Source organism: Vibrio sp. L3-7 (assembly GCF_963898195.1).
In the GTDB taxonomy this organism is placed as follows: Bacteria; Pseudomonadota; Gammaproteobacteria; order Enterobacterales; family Vibrionaceae; genus Vibrio; species Vibrio echinoideorum.
On sequence record NZ_CAWQUW010000034.1, the window covers coordinates 89,929 to 108,571 of the forward strand.

Annotated in this window: 17 protein-coding genes; 6 read left to right on the forward strand and 11 right to left on the reverse strand. The window is 44.4% G+C overall.

All coding sequences use genetic code 11. The features are described from left to right. Window positions 1-5: 5 nt before the first annotated feature. The 3 genes from dnaX (at window position 6) to recR (ending at window position 3,453) form a co-directional block, all read left to right on the forward strand. Window positions 6-2,261: a DNA polymerase III subunit gamma/tau gene (gene dnaX, locus AACW75_RS18470; RefSeq protein WP_135458091.1), complete on the forward strand. Its 2,256-nt coding sequence runs from the start codon at window positions 6-8 to the stop codon at window positions 2,259-2,261. Between the two features lie 184 nt (window positions 2,262-2,445). Further along, a complete protein-coding gene (locus AACW75_RS18475; RefSeq protein ID WP_017072534.1) occupies window positions 2,446-2,775 on the forward strand; it encodes a YbaB/EbfC family nucleoid-associated protein in 330 nt (109 codons plus the stop codon). Between the two features lie 78 nt (window positions 2,776-2,853). Then, on the forward strand, window positions 2,854-3,453 hold the full coding sequence (gene recR, locus AACW75_RS18480) for a recombination mediator RecR (protein ID WP_145570877.1): 600 nt from the start codon (window positions 2,854-2,856) through the stop codon (window positions 3,451-3,453). Between the two features lie 96 nt (window positions 3,454-3,549). On the opposite strand, the gene aqpZ is transcribed toward recR, so the two are convergent. After that, a complete protein-coding gene (aqpZ, locus tag AACW75_RS18485) occupies window positions 3,550-4,239 on the reverse strand; it encodes an aquaporin Z (protein WP_135458093.1) in 690 nt (229 codons plus the stop codon). A gap of 100 nt (window positions 4,240-4,339) precedes the next feature. Next, window positions 4,340-4,588 (reverse strand): YkgJ family cysteine cluster protein, encoded by a 249-nt coding sequence (locus AACW75_RS18490; protein WP_145565595.1) that lies wholly within the window; start codon window positions 4,586-4,588, stop codon window positions 4,340-4,342. A gap of 159 nt (window positions 4,589-4,747) precedes the next feature. Between AACW75_RS18490 and AACW75_RS18495 the strand changes: the two genes are divergently transcribed. Next, window positions 4,748-5,185, forward strand: coding sequence for a YcgN family cysteine cluster protein (locus AACW75_RS18495; RefSeq protein WP_017067609.1), 438 nt, complete (start codon window positions 4,748-4,750; stop codon window positions 5,183-5,185). A gap of 183 nt (window positions 5,186-5,368) precedes the next feature. On the opposite strand, the gene AACW75_RS18500 is transcribed toward AACW75_RS18495, so the two are convergent. The 8 genes from AACW75_RS18500 to gap form a co-directional block, all read right to left on the reverse strand. Further along, window positions 5,369-6,946, reverse strand: coding sequence for an alkaline phosphatase (locus AACW75_RS18500; RefSeq protein WP_145570879.1), 1,578 nt, complete (start codon window positions 6,944-6,946; stop codon window positions 5,369-5,371). A gap of 193 nt (window positions 6,947-7,139) precedes the next feature. After that, window positions 7,140-9,026: a BCCT family transporter gene (locus AACW75_RS18505; RefSeq protein ID WP_145570881.1), complete on the reverse strand. Its 1,887-nt coding sequence runs from the start codon at window positions 9,024-9,026 to the stop codon at window positions 7,140-7,142. Between the two features lie 193 nt (window positions 9,027-9,219). Next, on the reverse strand, window positions 9,220-9,573 hold the full coding sequence (locus AACW75_RS18510) for a hypothetical protein (RefSeq protein WP_102497443.1): 354 nt from the start codon (window positions 9,571-9,573) through the stop codon (window positions 9,220-9,222). 253 nt (window positions 9,574-9,826) lie between these two features. Next, a complete protein-coding gene (locus AACW75_RS18515; RefSeq protein WP_145570883.1) occupies window positions 9,827-10,786 on the reverse strand; it encodes a ChaN family lipoprotein in 960 nt (319 codons plus the stop codon). Between the two features lie 75 nt (window positions 10,787-10,861). Further along, window positions 10,862-11,677 (reverse strand): 23S rRNA (guanine(745)-N(1))-methyltransferase, encoded by an 816-nt coding sequence (rlmA, locus tag AACW75_RS18520; RefSeq protein WP_135458108.1) that lies wholly within the window; start codon window positions 11,675-11,677, stop codon window positions 10,862-10,864. A gap of 193 nt (window positions 11,678-11,870) precedes the next feature. After that, the gene (locus AACW75_RS18525) at window positions 11,871-13,907 is read right to left on the reverse strand and encodes a methyl-accepting chemotaxis protein (RefSeq protein WP_145570885.1); all 2,037 of its coding nucleotides are present in this window, start codon (window positions 13,905-13,907) and stop codon (window positions 11,871-11,873) included. Window positions 13,908-14,194: 287 nt separating this feature from the next. Next, window positions 14,195-15,079 carry a D-hexose-6-phosphate mutarotase gene (locus AACW75_RS18530; protein ID WP_135458111.1) on the reverse strand — a complete coding sequence of 295 codons (885 nt, stop codon included), beginning with the start codon at window positions 15,077-15,079 and terminating at the stop codon, window positions 14,195-14,197. Window positions 15,080-15,322: 243 nt separating this feature from the next. Continuing rightward, entirely contained in the window at window positions 15,323-16,318 is a 996-nt protein-coding gene (gene gap, locus AACW75_RS18535; RefSeq protein ID WP_026012234.1) for a type I glyceraldehyde-3-phosphate dehydrogenase, read from the reverse strand. A 319-nt stretch (window positions 16,319-16,637) separates the two neighbouring features. Here gap and msrB point away from each other — a divergent pair, with 319 nt between their 5' ends. Further along, window positions 16,638-17,075, forward strand: coding sequence for a peptide-methionine (R)-S-oxide reductase MsrB (msrB, locus tag AACW75_RS18540; RefSeq protein ID WP_017072517.1), 438 nt, complete (start codon window positions 16,638-16,640; stop codon window positions 17,073-17,075). A gap of 176 nt (window positions 17,076-17,251) precedes the next feature. Here the strand turns inward: msrB and AACW75_RS18545 are convergent, their stop codons facing one another. Beyond that, window positions 17,252-18,058, reverse strand: coding sequence for a DUF2989 domain-containing protein (locus AACW75_RS18545; RefSeq protein WP_029224694.1), 807 nt, complete (start codon window positions 18,056-18,058; stop codon window positions 17,252-17,254). 113 nt (window positions 18,059-18,171) lie between these two features. On the opposite strand from AACW75_RS18545, the gene AACW75_RS18550 reads away from it, so the two are divergent. After that, window positions 18,172-18,453, forward strand: a complete 282-nt coding sequence (locus AACW75_RS18550) for a YeaC family protein (protein WP_017072515.1) — start codon at window positions 18,172-18,174, stop codon at window positions 18,451-18,453. The last annotated feature ends 190 nt before the right edge of the window (window positions 18,454-18,643 follow it).

The following is an 18,643-nucleotide window of genomic DNA, read 5'->3' on the forward strand; positions in this document are numbered from 1 at the left end:
TATTCATGAGCTATCTTGCGTTAGCGCGAAAATGGCGACCAACCAAATTCAAAGAAGTGGTTGGTCAAGCCCATGTTTTAACAGCATTAGAGAATGCACTTAGCCAGAATAGGTTGCACCATGCTTACCTATTCAGTGGTACTCGTGGTGTAGGTAAAACTACCATCGGCCGCTTGTTTGCTAAGGGACTCAACTGTGAAACAGGCATTACCTCAACACCTTGTGGTGAGTGTGCAACTTGTAAAGAGATCGATGAAGGTCGTTTTGTTGACCTGCTCGAGATTGATGCGGCATCACGTACAAAGGTTGAAGATACCCGCGAGCTTCTGGACAATGTTCAGTACAAGCCTGCGCGCGGTCGCTTCAAGGTTTACCTTATCGATGAAGTACACATGCTTTCTAGGCACAGCTTCAATGCGCTTCTAAAGACCTTAGAAGAGCCGCCTGAGTATGTGAAGTTCTTGCTAGCAACGACGGATCCACAGAAACTTCCCGTGACTATTTTGTCGCGTTGTCTGCAGTTCCATCTTAAGCCGATCAGCGTTGACAATATTCACGAACAACTCGACCATATTCTTGAACAAGAAAATGTGACGTCTGAGTCTCGTGCGCTCGGAATGATTGCTCATGCTGCTGATGGCAGTATGCGTGATGCTCTGAGTTTAACGGATCAAGCGATCGCGTTAGGTAACGGTAATGTAGCAACAGATACGGTTGCTCACATGCTCGGTACACTTGATACCGATCAAGCGATTCATCTTCTTGAGGCTATCAGCAGCAAACAACCGCAAGCGGCAATGGCGTGTATTCAAAGCCTTGCTGAAAATGGCGTGGAATGGGATGGATTATTGAGTCAACTTGCGACCCAATTGCATCGTCTGGCCATGTACCAAGCGCTACCATCAACCTTAGATAAAGCGCAGCCTGATGCTGAGAGATTAGAACTGCTTAGCAAAGCGTTAAGTCCACAAGATATCCAGCTGTACTATCAGATTGTGCTGAAAGGGCGTCAAGACCTACCATTATCACCAACCGCTCGTGTTGGAATTGAGATGGTGGTTCTGCGTATGTTGGCATTCAGACCTACAGAGCAAGTTAGTGCGACAGCTATCTCGACTGAATCGACTAGCCCAGCGGCAGCAGTTCAAGCACAGGCTCCAGCTCAGAGTGTTGCTCAGCCTGTGAGTCAACCAGCGCCAACGGCAGCTCCAAGACAGCCAGCTCAGGCTCCTGCGGTTTCACAGCCTCAAGTGCAGCGACAAGCTTCTCAACAAGCTCCTGTTCAGCAGCCAGTGCAACAGCAACAGCAGAATCCAGCACAATATTCAGATTCGCAAGGTTACGCTGATCACTCCGGCAACCAAGGGTATCCAGAACAGGATTACCCGCACAGCCAGTATGATGCGCCACCGACTTACGATGAACGTCCAAGTTACAGTGCAGAGCAGCCTCAGCAACAACAAACGAATTATCAGAGCCAGAGTCCGGTTCAACAATCAAGCGCTGCTCCTTCTGCTTCACAAGAGCAATCAGCGCGTGCAACTTCGCCTGTGAGTGGCTTACGCCACCAATTGCGTTCTCAACGCAGAGGCAGTGCTGCACCAGAAAATAAAGGCTCAGCGCCAAAAAAGACTAAAGCGACACCTGCGAAAACTTCAGTTCTTGACCGAGTTGCCCAGCAACACGGTAGTTCTGAGCGGGTGTCGCCAGCTTCTTTATCTACCTCTTCGACAGAAAATGTGACCAATGATAATGAACCTTATCGCTGGAAACCGTCTAAACCTGTAGTCAAAGAGGTGAGCAAAGAGCTTACACCCACTCAGATCAAGCGCGCGCTTGAGCATATTAAGACACCAGAAATGGTCGATAAATTGCTTCAAGAATCTATTGCTCAAGATGAATGGTCCGCCACGATTCAAAGGCTAGAGACAGCAAAGCTTGTTGAACAGTTAGCATTGAACTCAGTATTTGCTAAGAATGACACATCAATCACCTTAACGTTAAGAGCGAGCCAGGCTCACTTGAATACGGACCGTGCTCAGAGTGAGCTATTACAGTCTCTCAATACGGTACTAGGCGAAGAGTGTCATTTGAGTGTTGAAATCGGTGACGGTGGAGAAACGCCTCTCGAGTTAAGAGAGCGGTTGTATCAAAGCAAGTTGAAAGACGCGTTTGCGAGCTTGGAAAACGATGCCAATGTACAATTTATCGAAAGACGTTTTGCTGCTGAACTAGATAGAGACAGCGTTCGTCCAATCTAGCGTTCCTTCAATATAACGTTCTTCCAATACAGATATGTCTTTCATTTGGTGATGGGCATATCATCCTTGGAAAGCAAATCAGAGAACTGAACTCGTGGGGTTGAATCACAATGCTTTAACCCCCATTTAAGCTCTTAGCAGCTTAAATGATTTTAATAAACCAATTAGACCAGAGAGTATTAACATGTTTGGTAAAGGCGGTATGGGCAACATGATGAAGCAAGCCCAGCAAATGCAAGAGCGCATGCAAAAGCTTCAAGAAGAAATCGCAAATATGGAAATTACAGGTGAGTCAGGTGCTGGCCTTGTAAAAATAACTATCACTGGTAGCCACAGCGTTCGCCGTGTTGATATCGATGAAAGCCTAATGGAAGACGATAAAGAGATGCTTGAAGATCTTATCGCTGCTGCTTTCAACGATGCGGCTCGTCGCGTTGAAGAGACTCAAAAAGAGAAAATGGCTGGCGTAACTGGTGGAATGCAACTTCCACCAGGTATGAAGATGCCTTTCTAAGTAACTTATTCTTAAAGGTTAATTCAAATATTGGTTTGTGTTGAACAAACCGTTATTTGAAAATCAGAACGGTTAACTATGCGTACCAGTCATATGCTGGAGCATTTGATGGAGGCCTTACGTTGTCTACCTGGGGTTGGCCCCAAGTCGGCGCAGCGTATGGCCTTCCATTTGTTACAGCGCGATAGAAAAGGCGGTTTACAGTTAGCAGAGGCACTCAGTCAAGCCATGACAGAGATTGGTCACTGCAAGGAATGTCGTACTTTTACTGAAGAAGATACCTGCCATATTTGTACTAATCCTAAACGTCAGGATAATGGTCAAATTTGCGTAGTAGAGAGCCCTGCAGATATTGCAGCAATTGAAGCAACTGGCCAATATTCAGGCCGTTACTTTGTGTTGATGGGGCATCTCTCACCACTTGATGGCATTGGTCCAAGTGATATCGGTCTTGATGTCTTGGACTATCGCTTACGTCGTGGTGATATCAACGAAGTTATTCTAGCGACCAATCCAACTGTCGAAGGTGAAGCGACTGCGCATTATATTGCTGAACTGTGTCATGCACATGAGGTGAATGCGAGCCGTATTGCTCACGGTGTCCCTGTTGGTGGAGAGTTAGAGCTGGTGGATGGCACTACGCTTTCGCACTCTTTACTCGGTCGTCATAAGATCTAAAAAAGCCGCTTGGTGAATCATCACTAAGCGGCTTTTTCTTTTTTTGTTATAAAGCTCTATTCTGAAACGCGTCTACTCTAAAACCTTTTCAAACGATTAATCAGAGCCACGTACGGCTTTGTAAATCGCCGCTCCGATCACGGCACCAATAATCGGTGCGACCCAGAATAACCACAACTGTGACACAGCCCAATCACCGACAAACACAGCTACGCCGGTACTTCGCGCAGGATTTACAGAGGTATTCGTCACGGGGATACTAATAAGGTGAATTAGAGTTAAACAAAGACCAATCGCGATAGGTGCAAACCCGGCAGGTGCTTTTGAATCGGTTGCTCCCATAATCACGAACAGGAATACCATGGTCATGACCACTTCACAGACCAGAGCAGCTGTTAGCGAATAACCACCAGGAGAGTGTTCACCATAACCATTAGCCGCGAAACCAGAGCCAACTACGTCGAATCCAGCTTGCCCAGATGCGATAACGTATAAAACTCCCCCAGCAATGAGGCCGCCAATCACTTGAGCTATGATGTAAGGGGCAACGTCTTTGGCATCGAAGCGTCCACCGCTCCAAAGCCCAATAGTAATGGCAGGGTTTAAGTGGCAGCCGGATATATGCCCAAGGGCGAAAGCCATGGTTAATACCGTTAAACCAAAGGCAAGAGAAACGCCAAGTAAACCGATACCAACATCGGGGAAACCAGCTGCCAAGACGGCACTACCACACCCACCTAACACCAACCAGAATGTACCAAACATCTCTGCGATATATCTATTCATAACTATCCTTATTAATCTTTACCAGTATCAATAAGATAGTTGAGATTTAACGAAGTTGTGAAATCTTGGGCATATAGGTGATAGAAAAGGGCAAATACTCTTAAGTAATGGCTTCTAATTCGATCAGGTTATCAAGTGCTTCTTGGTCGGTTTTGCCACAAATGACAGGACAGGCTTTGAATTGGTGACAAACTTTAGGGCGTGAAGCTAGGCCAAATAGCTGGCAAAGATTTTGTTCATTTAATTGAATGCAACGCACGCCGGCAGGCTTGCCATTAGGCATTCCAGGAATAGCAGATGTAATACTTGGAGCGATACAACAAGCTCCACAACCTAGGCGACATTCCATCAAATCAAACTCACTAAATAACAGGGTGCGCGATAGTAGCAAAAAATGATGAGAGTGACAGCTGTTGATTGAATCAAAGAATGAACAATTATTATCCTTGAACTTTTTATGGGCTAGCGGTATAACACGCACCCCAGTAAAAGAGTAAGAAGTAATCCTATGACGAATCCATTTTGGCAAGAAAAGACACTAGAGCAAATGACCGAGAACGAGTGGGAATCACTGTGTGACGGTTGTGGTAAGTGTTGCCTACATAAACTAATGGATGAAGATAGCGATGAAGTTTACTACACCAACGTGGCGTGCAGCTGGTTAAACGACAAAACATGTTCGTGTAAAGACTACCCGAACCGCTTCACTTCAGGTGAAGAGTGTTTGAAGCTTACTCGTGACAAGATTCATGAATTCCATTGGCTACCAGACACTTGTGCTTACCGCCTTCTATCAGAATCTAAGCCGATTCCTGAGTGGCATCCGTTGATTACTGGTTCTAAATCAGAGATGCATGCTGCAGGTGAAAGTGTTCGTAACAAAGTGGTATACGAAATCGATGTTGTCGATTGGGAAGACCACATCCTGAATCACCCGAATCGCTAATTATTCTAAAACAGCCGCTCTTGAGCGGCTGTTTTGCTATTTGGCGTCGCCTAAATTTAAAACTTACTTGCTTAACTTAAAGACTAAAGACTAAAGACTTAAAACTTAAAACTTAAAACTTAAAACTTAAAACAAAAAACGCCCCGGAGGGCGCTAAAACTAAACGAGCAAAAAAGGTTCAGGCTAGTTTACTTGTTGTTTAATGTACTCACCCAGTTCTGAGTGGTGCATGATTTTTGATACAGGCAGTATTTTTTCTGCAGGACCCCAAGCAAATACGTTCACTGGTGTGTGAGTATGTGTACCTGTACCCCAAACGATGTTTTGGCCTGTTGCTTGTTCACGAGCAAGCAAGTTGCCACGGTCGTTGTAAGGGAAGAATGCATCGAAATCGTTGATAGCAGGCACTTCTTCTGCCGACAAGTATTTGTGCTGAGCCAATCGGTATGGGTTCGGCTTACTGGCTAATACGTTTTTCGCTTGTTCAGCTGTGATAGGGAACTCACTGTTTTTGTTGACGATCTCAGCGAGCTTTTCAGGTGTTTGCAGCGCTTTATCCAGCTTCTGAAATTCGCTGATCATGCCGTAGTAGCTTTGCTTCTGATTGTATAGACCATCAAGAATATCGAATGCGCCAAAGTTAAAGTTGGGTGCATAGTCGCGATCAGCGAAGGCTTCGCCAGAACGTTTCTGTGGTTTTGGTAGGTTATTCGACGAGTAGCTGAAACCGAAAGATCCTGTCTCGTGGTCTGCGGTCACAATCACGAGCGTGTCTTCACGATCTTTTGCCCATTCATACACAGTCTGGATTGCTTCATCGAATTTAAGCAATTCATGCAGCATCGTGCCTGCATCGTTACTGTGTCCCGCCCAGTCGATTTGGCCACCTTCGACCATTAGGAAAAAGCCATCTTCATCTTTGGATAGGATGTTGAGCGCTTTTTGTGTCATCTCTTTCAGGCTTGGCTGAGTTCGTTCGCCACTCTTTGTCTTATTGCTGTAAGCGATGCCATCATCCATACCTGAGTAGGCGAATAGGCCAAGTAGTTTATCGCCCTTAGCGTCGTCTAGCATGTTGCGGTTAAACGCCAGTTGGTAGCCGTCTTTCTCTGCTTCAGTGAGAAGGTTACGGTCGTCTTTACGCTTTGATTTTAGGTAAACATCACCTTGAGTCAGTTGCTCAAGCTGCTTATAAGTTTCACCTTTGTCGTTGGTCGATTTAGGGATCCAGTGACGCAACCCTCCAGAGAGCATCACATCAGCGCCAGTAGCTAACATATCAGATGCAATTTGATTCTCTAAAGAACGGTGAGGTTGGTGAGCAGCGAAAGAAGCAGGGGTCGCGTGAGTTAAGCGCGTGTCGGAAACTAAGCCGGTCGCTTTGCCTGCTTTTTTCGCTTTCTCAAGTACGGTCTCAACATGGTTACCCTGAGAATCGATACCGATCACTTCTGAGCCGCTGTAAATACCCGTTGCAAGCATGGTTGCAGAACAAGCGGAATCCACGACAATGGCATCTTCTGGGTGAGTAAGGGATGAACCAATAACCCCTTCTTGAGCAAGTTGATAAAGGGCGGTTTTGTTCCCTTTGTAGATAGAGTTTGGCGCTCGATTTGCGTAAGTCTCTAACAAACCCACTTGCTGAGGTCCCATGCCATCGCCAATCATCAGAATGACATTTTTGATTTCTGCTGAAAGTACGTTGAATGAGAGTGTAGAGGTTACCACTGCGGTAACAATTGGTTTCATAAAGTGCTTCATTAGTTATCCCTTTTTATATAAGCGGGGTGATTAGAACACCGATTTGTGTCAAAGTCGTTTCATATTTGTTTCATCAATATGAAATTGAGCAATAACTCAAGTTTTTGGAAAAACATAAAAAAAGGCTCACATTTCTGTGAGCCTTTGGCTTATTTAGGAGAGTCCAAATAAATGGACTGTGTCATGGCTAATGTCAAGCAAGTGGCAGTTCAGCAACCACCTGATTGAACGCGACTCGAGCTTTCTGAGCTTGCTCTGATAACTCCACTTTTTTCGCTTGAGCTGTGCTTAGGCTATTTTCAGCCTGCTCAAGTGCTTGTTGTAGGTTTTCAGGAAGCTCATGTGTTTCCATTTGTGCACCCTGTTCAAGAACATAAGCGCGGATTTCTTTCTTCACATCAGCAAGGATTTTATAAGCTTCACGTTCAAGTTCTGCGGCTTCTTGTGCTGCGTCTTTCTCTTTCTCGAACTGTGCCAATGCCATACCTTCTGCCGACCATGGATCCATGTCTGGCAGCTCTTCGATGTTAATCGTCGGCTCGATGTAACTCTCTTGGTGACGTAAATCGAGACTCGTTGCACGAACGGCTGAGATCATCAACATCACAGAGATAGCCAGTAGCGGTAAGCCACCGACAATTGCAGCTGTTTGAAGTGTGCTTAGACCGCCCAAGAACATCAGAATCGTTGGTAAGAACGACAGTGTGAATGCCCAGAACATACGGTTCCAACGCATTGGCTCTTCGGTCACGTTGTTCTGAACCACAGAAGCCAAAATGTAAGAGATAGAGTCAAAGGTTGTCGCAGTAAAAATAATACACAACAGTGTAAATACGGCGATCACTAACGTGCTCATTGGCAGTTGTGCCAGCATCGAGAAGATAGCTTTGGTTGCGCCTTCTTCGTTTAGGATTGCAACGACATCTAGCTCACCAGATAACTGTAGGGATAAACCGTAGTTACCTAAGATCATGAAGAATAAGAAACAACCTAATGAACCAAAGAAGATAGAGCCTGACACCATTTGTTTAATGGTTCTGCCGCGAGAGATACGCGCAACAAACAGGCCCATGCTTGGTGCAAAAACTAGCCACCATGCCCAGTAGAAAATGGTCCAATCTTGTGGGAAATGGGTATTTTCGAACGTACCGTAGCCGCCGAATGGTTCAGCCCACGTTGCCATCACGAAGAAGTTAGACAATAGGCGACCAATCGAGTCTAGACCCGTTTCAAGCATGAAAATCGTTGGGCCAGCGATTAGGACGAATATCAATAGTCCCATTGCGCCCCAGAAGTTGATGTTGCTGAGGATCTTGATGCCTTTTTCCAAACCCGCATACGATGAGTATGCGAATATCGCAGTACAAACCAGAAGCACCATAACTTGAGTGACGTTATTTTTTGGTAGGCCGAATAAGTGGTTAAGACCTTCAGTAATAAGAGGTGCTGCTAAACCTAACGTTGTTGCTGCGCCACCTAATAGACCAAAGATGAATAGGATATCTACAACTTTACCTGCAACGCCGCGGCTATGGTGTTCACCCAATACTGGCATCAATGCACTAGAAATTTTTAGTACAGGTTGTTTACGTACATAGAAAAAGTAGGCAATTGGAATAGCAGGGATTAGGTAAATAGACCAAGCAATTGGACCCCAGTGGAATAAACCATAGGTTGCAGCCCAACGAACGGCTTCTTCACTGCCGGGTTCTAGTTGAAAAGGGGGGGATTGGTAGTAGTAAGCCCACTCGATACAACCCCAGTACAAGATACTTGCCCCGATACCACCACAGAAAAGCATTGCTGCCCATGATGCGGTTTTGAATTCAGGTTCTTCATCAGCTTCACCCAGTTTAATTTGTCCCATATCACTGAACACAACGTAAACCATGAAGGCACAAGCTGCGAGTCCAAGCGCTAGGTACAAGAAACCAAGTTGGTCTGTCATAAAGGTTTTAGCGACCGCGATCCAGTCTGCTCCTTGCGTCGGGAACATAATCAGCGGGAAGATGATCGTGAGTAGGAGTGCTATCGCACCAAAAAAGGTTGGCTTATCAATAAGCGCAAAAGAGTTTTTCACGAGTATTATTCCATTAAAATGAGAGCGGAATTATGTCGTGAACTCGTTTTTTAGGACAAATCAGGTCTGTTGTCGTGACGACAAATCGATTTTTTGCAATGAAAGAGGCTCAGAGCAATAGGGACAATGTAAGCAGTGCTGTGCAAACAATGCACGTGGTGCAGTGAAAGGAATGCCGTAAAGGAAAGTAAGGTTATATAAGAGCGAGAAGAATGCCACCAACCGTTGCCGCTGCGGATAAGTATTGCCCTGCTGAATAAGAGTTATCTTCCTCTTCTTCAATCTTATCTGGGTGATCCATACCTAATGCGCCGTGAGCAAATGACTCAACCTTATCAGTAACGGTCGCGTTTTCAGCTTCGACTTTCTTGGCTTCTTTATCGATTTCTTTAAGGGCAGATAATAGGGCTTTGCCCTCATCGGAAAGTTTAACGGTGTTTTGCTCAACCTTAAGAGGTGCAGGCTTTTCAGCTTCAATGCTTTTAGCTTGTGCGTTCATTTGCGAAGGTGAATACAGCTGAGTGTTACTCGTTCCTACTGGCGTCATATCGCTCTCCTTACCTATCCTTAAATATAGTATCGGCAGAGGTGTGAAAAACTTGTGCATTTAATCACCGTGGTGATGTTTTTTTATTCGCACAATATATCTTCGTCTGCTTAATCAAAACTGCTTGGTAATTAAGCAATTCCTATGCCGATATCAATATTTATCTTAGGGCGCCATTGAACAAGCTTTTAGTTTGCCAGACTTGTAGCATGCCAGACCTAAACTTGAATAAGATTAAGTCTGGATAGCGAGTTTAGTCGCACTTGAGGTCGGATCCGCGCTTAGATAGGTGCTTATATGCCTTCATTCGGTTCTCTTTCTTAACAAAGCGAGCCGGTGGCGAGAGAACTTCAAGCTGATAGTCACTGCTATTCGATGAGATCGCTTCAACTGGGCTGATGATGGCAATTTTCAAATCAGGGTTACGACGTAGAATCGATGCTGCAGTGCCTAAACCACCTTCGGTGTGGAACTTACCGGCCACATGAATCACTTGTTGGTCTGGGTTTGATGCGAGGTAATCAACAATCGACTCTGCCATGGTTTCGTCCCATGTGACTTGAGCCGCAAACTGTTTTTCTGTTTGCTCTGGTGTTCCGTGATGCATCGAAGCCATGAACTTTTCTTTATAAGGGCTATCGCCAGTATCCACTTCTGAAGCAATCCATTGACGTTGTTCCGTCGTTAGCTGATCTAGATAGGATAATCCTTTACGGCCGATACACTGTACAAAGGGTTTTGGTGCGTTTGCCGCAATGATATCGACGTTGTTGGTTTTAGCGAACTCCACTAACGCGCGGTAATCACTTTCGTAATTTGGCCAAGCAGCCGCTTGAGACATAAGAACTTGTTCGCCAATTTCATCATTTAGATATTGGTTTAATGTGTCTTGATGCTCTCGAGTGAATTGTTCCATTGAAAGCGCGATGTTTGATGTGGCGTTACGGCGCGCTTTTAAGAAGTCGGTTTGAAAGCGATGGATTGCCGAGTGAGTGTGCCATTCGCCAATAAGAACCACATCAGCATCAATCAACTGTTTAGGTAATGCATTGAGAGAATGCGTTTCGCCTTGTGGAGACGCGAATTGGTAGTCATAGAATGTGGAAACGGCTTGCGTTTGCGTGTTAGCCACTTGTTGAGAAGTGCTGTTTGAAGGTTGATTAGCACAAGCTGTAAGCAGGGTCGCTAATCCGATAAGAATAATACGTTGCATGAAATGCCTCCTTGAAGAACACGCATACTAAAGGAGGCAAGATGATATTTCAATGCAAACGATAATCAATATCAATTAAATTTGTTTGCGGTACACTCGCAGCATAAAGTCAGCTTCACAGTTGAATTGCTCTGCATCGGTGAGTTGTTGTTTAAATTCTTCACTCGCTTTCCAAGCAAACGGTGTCATCTGTAGCAGGTCGAATGCGTCTGGCCCCGATAGTTCCATCATATAGTTTAGTTGCTCTTGGTGCTCAAGAGTAAAACCTTTGATCATCTCTGGATCTTCATCGTGCAAACGAACGCCATCATAAATTGCATCACGCAGCTGATACAGGTGTCGGCTAGCAGGTGTCACGGTGATCACCACACCATTGTCTTTGATGGTGCGTTGCAGCTCTTCTGCCTTGCAAGGCGCGTAAATGCGTAGAATGCCGTCTAAGCTATTTTCCGCAAAGGGCAGGCGATGGCTTGAAGCGACTGAAAAGTCGACCGCAGGATAACGTTTAGCGGCGTATTTGATAGCAATTTTAGAGATATCTAGACCAAAAGTAGCGCCACTCTTTTCTTGAAGGTTTACCGCAATTTCATTGGTGTAATAACCTTCACCACAACCTATATCTAATAGGCTAGGGGCTGTTTCTGGCAGATAGCTAGAGCATAAACGAACAACGGCTTGGCGCATTGGATTGTAGTGGTTGCCTTCAAGGAAGCGGCGACGAGCCTGCATCATCTCTTTGTTGTCACCTGGATCTTTTGAGCGTTTGTGGTGTGCTGGCATCAAATTGACATAGCCTTCTTTCGCTAGGTCGAACTGATGGTTCTTTTCACACTTAAACGTACGATCGTTTTGAGATAAAGGTTGGTGACACAAAGGGCATTGGTAAGTCATTGCGAACTCGAGGTAGAAATTTCAAGTCCAAAATTTTAACAGGAAGCATAGTGGGGCGCTAGAATAAACGCAGCTGTCTTGGCTAACGGCAATCTGTGAATAGGTAGAGCCTGTTAGTGAAGAGATAGAGCCAACGTATGGTTGGCTCTATTGGTTATGAGCAAGTCACTGATAGAAACCGTGAACTCGGCTTCTAGCTAAAAAAGTTAACTTGGTTCTTCAACGACTCAGCTTGTTTTTGAAGTTCATCAGCACTGTGAGAGGTCTTAGCGCTAGTTTCACGGCTCTGCTGGTTGAGGTCGCTGATCGCATGTGCGTTTGCGGCGATTTCTTGAGAAACCTGAGCTTGCTCTTCTGATGTCGCAGCGATGGTTTCAGCTTGAGAAGCAATAGATTCAACTTGAGAGGCAATCGACTCTAGAGCCGTACCGGCTTCTTGCGCTTTATCGAGTACTTGGTTGGCATTCGATTGGCTTTGTGTCATCAGGTTCACGGCATTGTTAGTTGAAGATTTCAACTTCTCGATGATGCTCACTACGTCTTGCACTGACGTTTGTGTACGATGAGCCAATGTTCTTACTTCGTCAGCGACAACGGCAAAACCACGACCCTGATCACCCGCACGCGCAGCCTCTATCGCAGCGTTCAACGCAAGTAAGTTGGTTTGTTCTGCGATGTCATCAATCATCTTGGTGACGGTTTGAATGCTTTCGCTATCAGAACTCACTTGCTCGATGGCCGATGCTGATTTGTCTAATTGATCATTCAGTTGGGCAACATCAATACACACACCTTCAACGACTTCTAAACCTTTCTGGCTGTCTTCATTTGCAAGGCGAACATTTTCAGCAATGCTGTTCACTTGCTGGGCTACAGATTCTGCAGAGGTGGCCATCTCTTCAATGGCCGTAACGACTTGCTCAACCTGTGCTTGCTGGCGATCAGATTGACTCAAGTTGTGGCTGGCATCTTGTGACACACTGCTCGAGCTATTCTGAACTTGATCACTGGTCGTACGTATCTCGCCCACGAGTGTATTCAATTGAGCAGCCATGTTCGCAACGCCAGTATTTAGGTTGCTGATCTCGTTTTTCGTCTGCTTGCCATTGTTTGGAATATGCAGGCTCACTTCGCCTTTTCCTAAACGTAGCATGTACTCGTTTAACGTCGTTAGTGGCGTCAGTGTACGGTTTAACACGAAGGTTAACGCGACGATGGTAGCGGCAGCAATCAAGGTGGCAATTATAGCGATGAGCTTCAACAGTTCGTCACTACCTTTGGTCACTTCCTTAATAAAAGTGCCGCCAAGTAGTTTCCAATTCCAACCTGGAACTTCGGTATAGACGAGATACTTCTCACCAACGGTTTCTTTAACCTTGTATGGATATAGAATTAGACCTGATGGTTGTTCAAAGATCTGATAGAAAGGTTTGTTGCCGTCGTAGTCAGCAACATCAACAATCGATTTACCACCGCCAACGTTAGTAGGGTGCAGTAAGTACTGGCCTTGATGCTCTTTCTCGTTATCAACAATGATGGTGTATCCCGTATCCCCCCAAGAAACAGAGCGTAAAGATTCAAACAGGCTTTGAGTCGCCTCTTCTACTGGCAGACCAATGAAAGAGACACCGTTTACTTTGCCTTGAGCATTGGTCAAAGGCGCATAGTAGGTGATGTAACGTTGGCCGAAAAGCTTAACTTGAGAGTAATAAGGCTGGCCATTTTTGAGCTTGCTATAGCCTGGATGATTTTTCCCTAACGTGGTTGCAACGACTCGTTCGCCTGAAGGTTTTTTAAGAGAAGTAGACACACGAATAAAGTCGTCGCCAAATGGGGCAAATAGGGTCGCTACGGCGCCGGTGTCGCGGGTAAAGCTATCAACGAGTTTGGTGTCATTGATTAGGCTCTCACCATATTGAGTCATGTTGGGAATTGAATGACCGTTGAACTCAACGTCATAACTTTCAACATAAACACCTGCTAAGTAACCGTTGCGAAAAGTGGATTCTAAAACTTTAGCGGTATGCAGGTAGGCATCAAACTGACCAGAGATGGTTTTGGCCATTGCTTCAACTTTTGATTGATGCTCTTTCAGTGTGTTATCCAATAATACCTGTGAGGCATTTCGGTACACGAGTGTTGCTATGGAACCAAAGGCGATCAGCAAGCAAAGTAAAATAACCAACTTAAGTTGGAAGCCAACACTTTGATTTTTGTATTTCTCGAACATGAATTCACTATCCTGTCTTCATTGAGGTGTTGTTAAGTAGTTTTAAGGACGTTTATTATTGAGCTTTCTATCATAGGTACTTATTTATCGGCAGTAATTGATAATAATTAATGAATTGATAATTATATTTATAAACCGGAGTGATGAGTTCGACGTGGCGTGGATTTGAACTGAGAGGAAATCGGCTTGTGTTAGGAGGTTGATTGCTGGGCGATGCGTGTAAGGTTAGGAGAAATAAAAAATGCAGCTCTATGAGCTGCATTTTTTTAATTCGATTAGCTAGAAGCTTAGTTCGAAGAGATAACCGTAATCAGCTGGTGGCTCTCGCCAGGCTGTAGCGTTTTACCAGCTTCTAGGCTTGGTGCGTGTAGTGTTGATTCTACGCACATCATGGTTAGGTAACCGTCATCTTGCATGTCACCCATGGCTGCAGCGCCTTCTGCCCACGGATTCCACAATACTGCAGAGTTATGACCGTGGTTCTCAACGGTTAGCGTGCGATCCAGCTTTTTGTCAGCAACAAAGATTTGCACTTCTGGTTGTGTGTAAACGCGGTCAATCGTGTCGGTTAGTACCAGTTCAGAACCACCTTGGCAGATCTTACCACCTTGCAGGCTATCAATGTACTCAGCACCCATACCGGTTGTGGTTGTGTTATGAATATCACCAACGTTTAGGTAAGTGTGTAGTGCGCCAGAGAAAGTCCATGGTTGTGAATCTGTATTCTTCACGTCCAACGTTACTTTTAGTTGGTCACCAATTTCAACATTCAGTCGAGCATCGAACTGATGCGGCCACACTGCCAGAGTCGCTTCGCTAGGCTTTAGGCCTAGGCTTACAATAACGCCGGCTTCGCTTTCACGGTGCTCAACTAATTGCCATTCGCTTGAACGTGCAAAACCATGAGCAGGTGCAGCAATGCGACCAAACCAAGGCCAACATACTGGAATACCACCACGTAAGGCTGTTTTTCCATCGAATTTAGCTTGTTGGCTCATCCAAATAAGGTCTTCTTGGCCTTGTGGTTGGAATGACACGACATGGCCGCCAAACAATGAAATAGCTGCGTTTGCTTTATCGTGGATAACGCGAACCAGTTTTACACCTTCGTGCTCAACGATAGTCACGTTATCAGAAAGTACAGTCAGTGCAGGTAGAGTAGATAAATCCATTACATGATCCTTCTAAGGAAATTGAATTCAAATGCTGACTAGAGTGATGCTTGTGAGTAGGTGATTAACAAGCTTAGACAGTATTGGAATTGAACTTCACTGTTTTGTTTCCAAAATCGACTTTGTTTACAAGACGTTGAAAAGATAGCAGGTATTAAAAAGGCGACACTAAGGTCGCCTTTTTCAAAGTCTGCTCAAAACAGTCTTCGCTAATGCTTATCTAAAGCTATTTCTAAAAAGAAATTACTTAGAGATGTGAGCGATTAGGTCTAGAACTTTGTTTGAGTAACCGATTTCGTTGTCGTACCAAGATACAACTTTAACGAATTTGTCAGTTAGAGCAACACCAGCTTTAGCATCGAATACTGAAGTTTGAACTTCACCGATGAAATCTTGTGATACTACTTGGTCTTCAGTGTAACCAAGAACGCCAGCCATTTCGCCTTCAGAAGCTTCTTTCATTGCAGCACAAATTTCTTCGTAAGATGCAGATGCTTTAAGGTTAACAGTTAGGTCAACTACAGATACGTTAGCAGTTGGTACGCGGAAAGCCATACCAGTTAGAAGGCCGTTTAGTTCTGGAAGAACAACGCCTACAGCTTTAGCAGCACCAGTTGAAGATGGGATGATGTTTTGAGAAGCACCACGGCCACCGCGCCAGTCTTTAGCAGAAGGGCCATCTACAGTTTTTTGAGTTGCTGTAGTAGCGTGAACTGTAGTCATAAGACCAGACTCAATGCCCCACTTATCGTTAAGTACTTTAGCGATAGGTGCAAGACAGTTAGTAGTACAAGAAGCGTTAGAAACGATGTCTTGACCAGCGTAAGATGCTTGGTTAACGCCCATTACGAACATTGGAGTTGCATCTTTAGAAGGACCAGTAAGAACTACTTTCTTAGCGCCAGCAGTGATGTGCTTACGTGCAGTCTCGTCAGTTAGGAAAAGACCAGTTGCTTCAGCAACTACGTCTACTTCGATAGCATCCCACTTAAGATCTTCTGGGTTACGCTCAGCTGTAACACGTACAGTTTTACCGTTAACGATTAGGTTACCGCCTTCAACTTCAACAGTACCGTTGAAACGGCCGTGAGTTGAGTCGTACTTAAGCATGTATGCCATGTACTCTACGTCGATTAGATCGTTAATACCTACTACTTCGATGTCTGCACGCTCTTGAGCTGCGCGGAATACGAAACGGCCGATACGGCCAAAACCGTTAATACCTACTTTGATAGTCATTGTAGTTGCTCCACAACTTAATTTCTGATTAAAGATAACTGGTAGTAAAATTACAGAATCCAGTATACATCTGCAATAGATAATCCGACTTAACTTGTTTAATGTCAAAAAAAAGCGACGCTTTTCTTAACAATTGGGCGTAAGTGGTTGAAAATTGACCATTGCAAGTGGCTCTGTACCCTTCCAGTTGGGTAAAATACCCCTAAATGATGATTCACTTATGAGTGTATATGTACAATGTTTCCTGGTGAGAAAGTATGTGCTACAAAACGACTGATATGCAAGCCTTTATAGAAAAAAGTAAATATAATAACTGAGAATGTGGAGAGATATTAACGTGGTTCAAAAGGGAGGAAATATGATAAAGCCTGATGAATACTGGCGTGAGCGCCTAACGGACGACGAATTTGCTGTGTGCCGTGAACGTGGTACTGAAGCCCCATATAGCGGTAAGTTATTGCACAACCATAACACTGGTGTCTATAGCTGCACATGCTGTGAAAGCCCTTTGTTTCTGTCGGATAACAAATATGACTCTGGGTGTGGTTGGCCAAGCTTTGATGCCCCAGTAAGTGATGAAGCGGTACGCTATATAGAGGATCTAAGTCACGGAATGAAGCGTGTGGAGATCCGTTGTACTGCATGTGATAGCCATTTAGGTCACGTTTTTCCTGATGGCCCGCAGACAACAGGTGAACGATTCTGTGTTAATTCTGTGTCGTTAATTTTCAACAAAAATGACAAAAGTACGAAATAACTTGTAACTATTGTTTAATCCTTACAGGTCGTACTTGTCGATTAAGGACTACTGAACAGCCCAAGATTTCAGAATAAACTCTAGTACAAATAAAAACAGCTACCAGAAAGGTAGCTGTTTTTTTTGAAAGCTAGGAAATAAAAAGTTCGGAAATAGAAAGCGTGTAAATGATGGGTTTAGTAGTTAGGGACAATAGAAGAGCTGTAAATCCCATCTTCAATGGCTTCGACTATTTTGTCGGCGTCTTGATTTAATTGTTTGTATTTTGGCTTTTCAAAGTTATAGAGAACAGCCAGTTCTGATTCAGAAGCTATCGGCACATTAAATTCTTTGGCTACCATTGCCCACATGTACGCTTTCTCCCTATGACCTAAGCTATGATTGATACTGGCCATTGACTTAAATATTTCAGTGTTAACGGTCGAGTCATTAGATAAGGTCAGGGCATTGTTGAGTAGCTTTAGCGTCTTCGCGTGATCCCTGGTGGTATAAAAGGTGGCTAGCGCATATTGCATCTCTGCTGTGTTTAATGCTTCTTTGCCTTCCAACTGTAAGAAACTGCGCCTTGCATTGGTATCCCCAGTTTGCGACCACAAGAAGTACAGTGTTTCTGGCGTATCTGATTGAGATAGCTCAGTCACGATTCGTTCGGATTCTTCAATACTGTGCATTAATGCGGTAAAACGACGTTCTTGAAGTTTGGATTGATCAATGGTCTCGATTTGGGCGGCAAGCTCTAAACATTTTTTATAAGCAGTGATTAACTCGAACTCTTTAATTTTGTTGGTTTCGGTTGGCTGCTTTTGAACTTCAAATCGATGCCATATGAGGTCGGTACGTGCGACACGGCATTGTCCATCGTTCATGTTCAATTGCTCGCACTGTAACGTCGGGTTACTTTGGCACAACTGTTCTGTGTTTTTATTTCCTTCAAGACACCCAACCAGAGTGAGAGGCAATATGCCAACTGCCAACCATTTCATAATTTTCATATTCCTTCACTTGTGATCAAATACACTTATTTTTGGTCAGGTTCTTGACTCAATTCTATTACGGGTTATTTTCTGGTGAAAATTGTTAAAACTAAGGCTTTATCATGGATGCAGAACAACTTCTTAGCGCAATGACACCTGAGGTCTACGAGCGTTTAACTTTCGCAGTTGAAACTGGAAAATGGCCAGAAGGTACGGCGCTCTCTAAAGAACAACGCGACTCGTGTATGCAGGCTGTTATGTTATACCAATCTAAACATAACTCCGAAGCTCAACATATGACAATTGCAGCTGGTGGTGAAATTAGCTTCAAATCCAAGTCTGAACTAAAAAAGCAGTTTAAATCAGACCAAGACGATATTGTTAGGGTTAACCCGAATCATTAAGCTTAAATTACAACAAAGGGGTAGCACTGTGCCACCCCTTTGTTACTAAGCTGTTTATTTATAAGCAATTAAACGATTTAGCTCACGTTAAACACTTTTGATTTACGTGAAGGTTCAGCTCACGTGAAGGCTTTTGTTAATGATGAAAGCTTCTGCTAGTTACGAAAGCTCCTGTTAACTACGAAGACTA

Coding starts and splice junctions, on each gene's coding strand:
- recR (WP_145570877.1), top strand. CDS start 2,854: ATGCGTACCAGTCATATGCTGGAGCATTTGATGGAGGCCTTACGTTGT.
- AACW75_RS18475 (WP_017072534.1), top strand. CDS start 2,446: ATGTTTGGTAAAGGCGGTATGGGCAACATGATGAAGCAAGCCCAGCAA.
- AACW75_RS18490 (WP_145565595.1), bottom strand. CDS start 4,588: ATGGAATGTCGCCTAGGTTGTGGAGCTTGTTGTATCGCTCCAAGTATT.
- msrB (WP_017072517.1), top strand. CDS start 16,638: ATGTGGAGAGATATTAACGTGGTTCAAAAGGGAGGAAATATGATAAAG.
- AACW75_RS18545 (WP_029224694.1), bottom strand. CDS start 18,058: ATGAAATGGTTGGCAGTTGGCATATTGCCTCTCACTCTGGTTGGGTGT.
- AACW75_RS18515 (WP_145570883.1), bottom strand. CDS start 10,786: ATGCAACGTATTATTCTTATCGGATTAGCGACCCTGCTTACAGCTTGT.
- AACW75_RS18495 (WP_017067609.1), top strand. CDS start 4,748: ATGACGAATCCATTTTGGCAAGAAAAGACACTAGAGCAAATGACCGAG.
- gap (WP_026012234.1), bottom strand. CDS start 16,318: ATGACTATCAAAGTAGGTATTAACGGTTTTGGCCGTATCGGCCGTTTC.
- dnaX (WP_135458091.1), top strand. CDS start 6: ATGAGCTATCTTGCGTTAGCGCGAAAATGGCGACCAACCAAATTCAAA.
- AACW75_RS18510 (WP_102497443.1), bottom strand. CDS start 9,573: ATGACGCCAGTAGGAACGAGTAACACTCAGCTGTATTCACCTTCGCAA.
- AACW75_RS18525 (WP_145570885.1), bottom strand. CDS start 13,907: ATGTTCGAGAAATACAAAAATCAAAGTGTTGGCTTCCAACTTAAGTTG.
- AACW75_RS18550 (WP_017072515.1), top strand. CDS start 18,172: ATGGATGCAGAACAACTTCTTAGCGCAATGACACCTGAGGTCTACGAG.
- AACW75_RS18530 (WP_135458111.1), bottom strand. CDS start 15,079: ATGGATTTATCTACTCTACCTGCACTGACTGTACTTTCTGATAACGTG.
- AACW75_RS18500 (WP_145570879.1), bottom strand. CDS start 6,946: ATGAAGCACTTTATGAAACCAATTGTTACCGCAGTGGTAACCTCTACA.
- rlmA (WP_135458108.1), bottom strand. CDS start 11,677: ATGACTTACCAATGCCCTTTGTGTCACCAACCTTTATCTCAAAACGAT.
- aqpZ (WP_135458093.1), bottom strand. CDS start 4,239: ATGAATAGATATATCGCAGAGATGTTTGGTACATTCTGGTTGGTGTTA.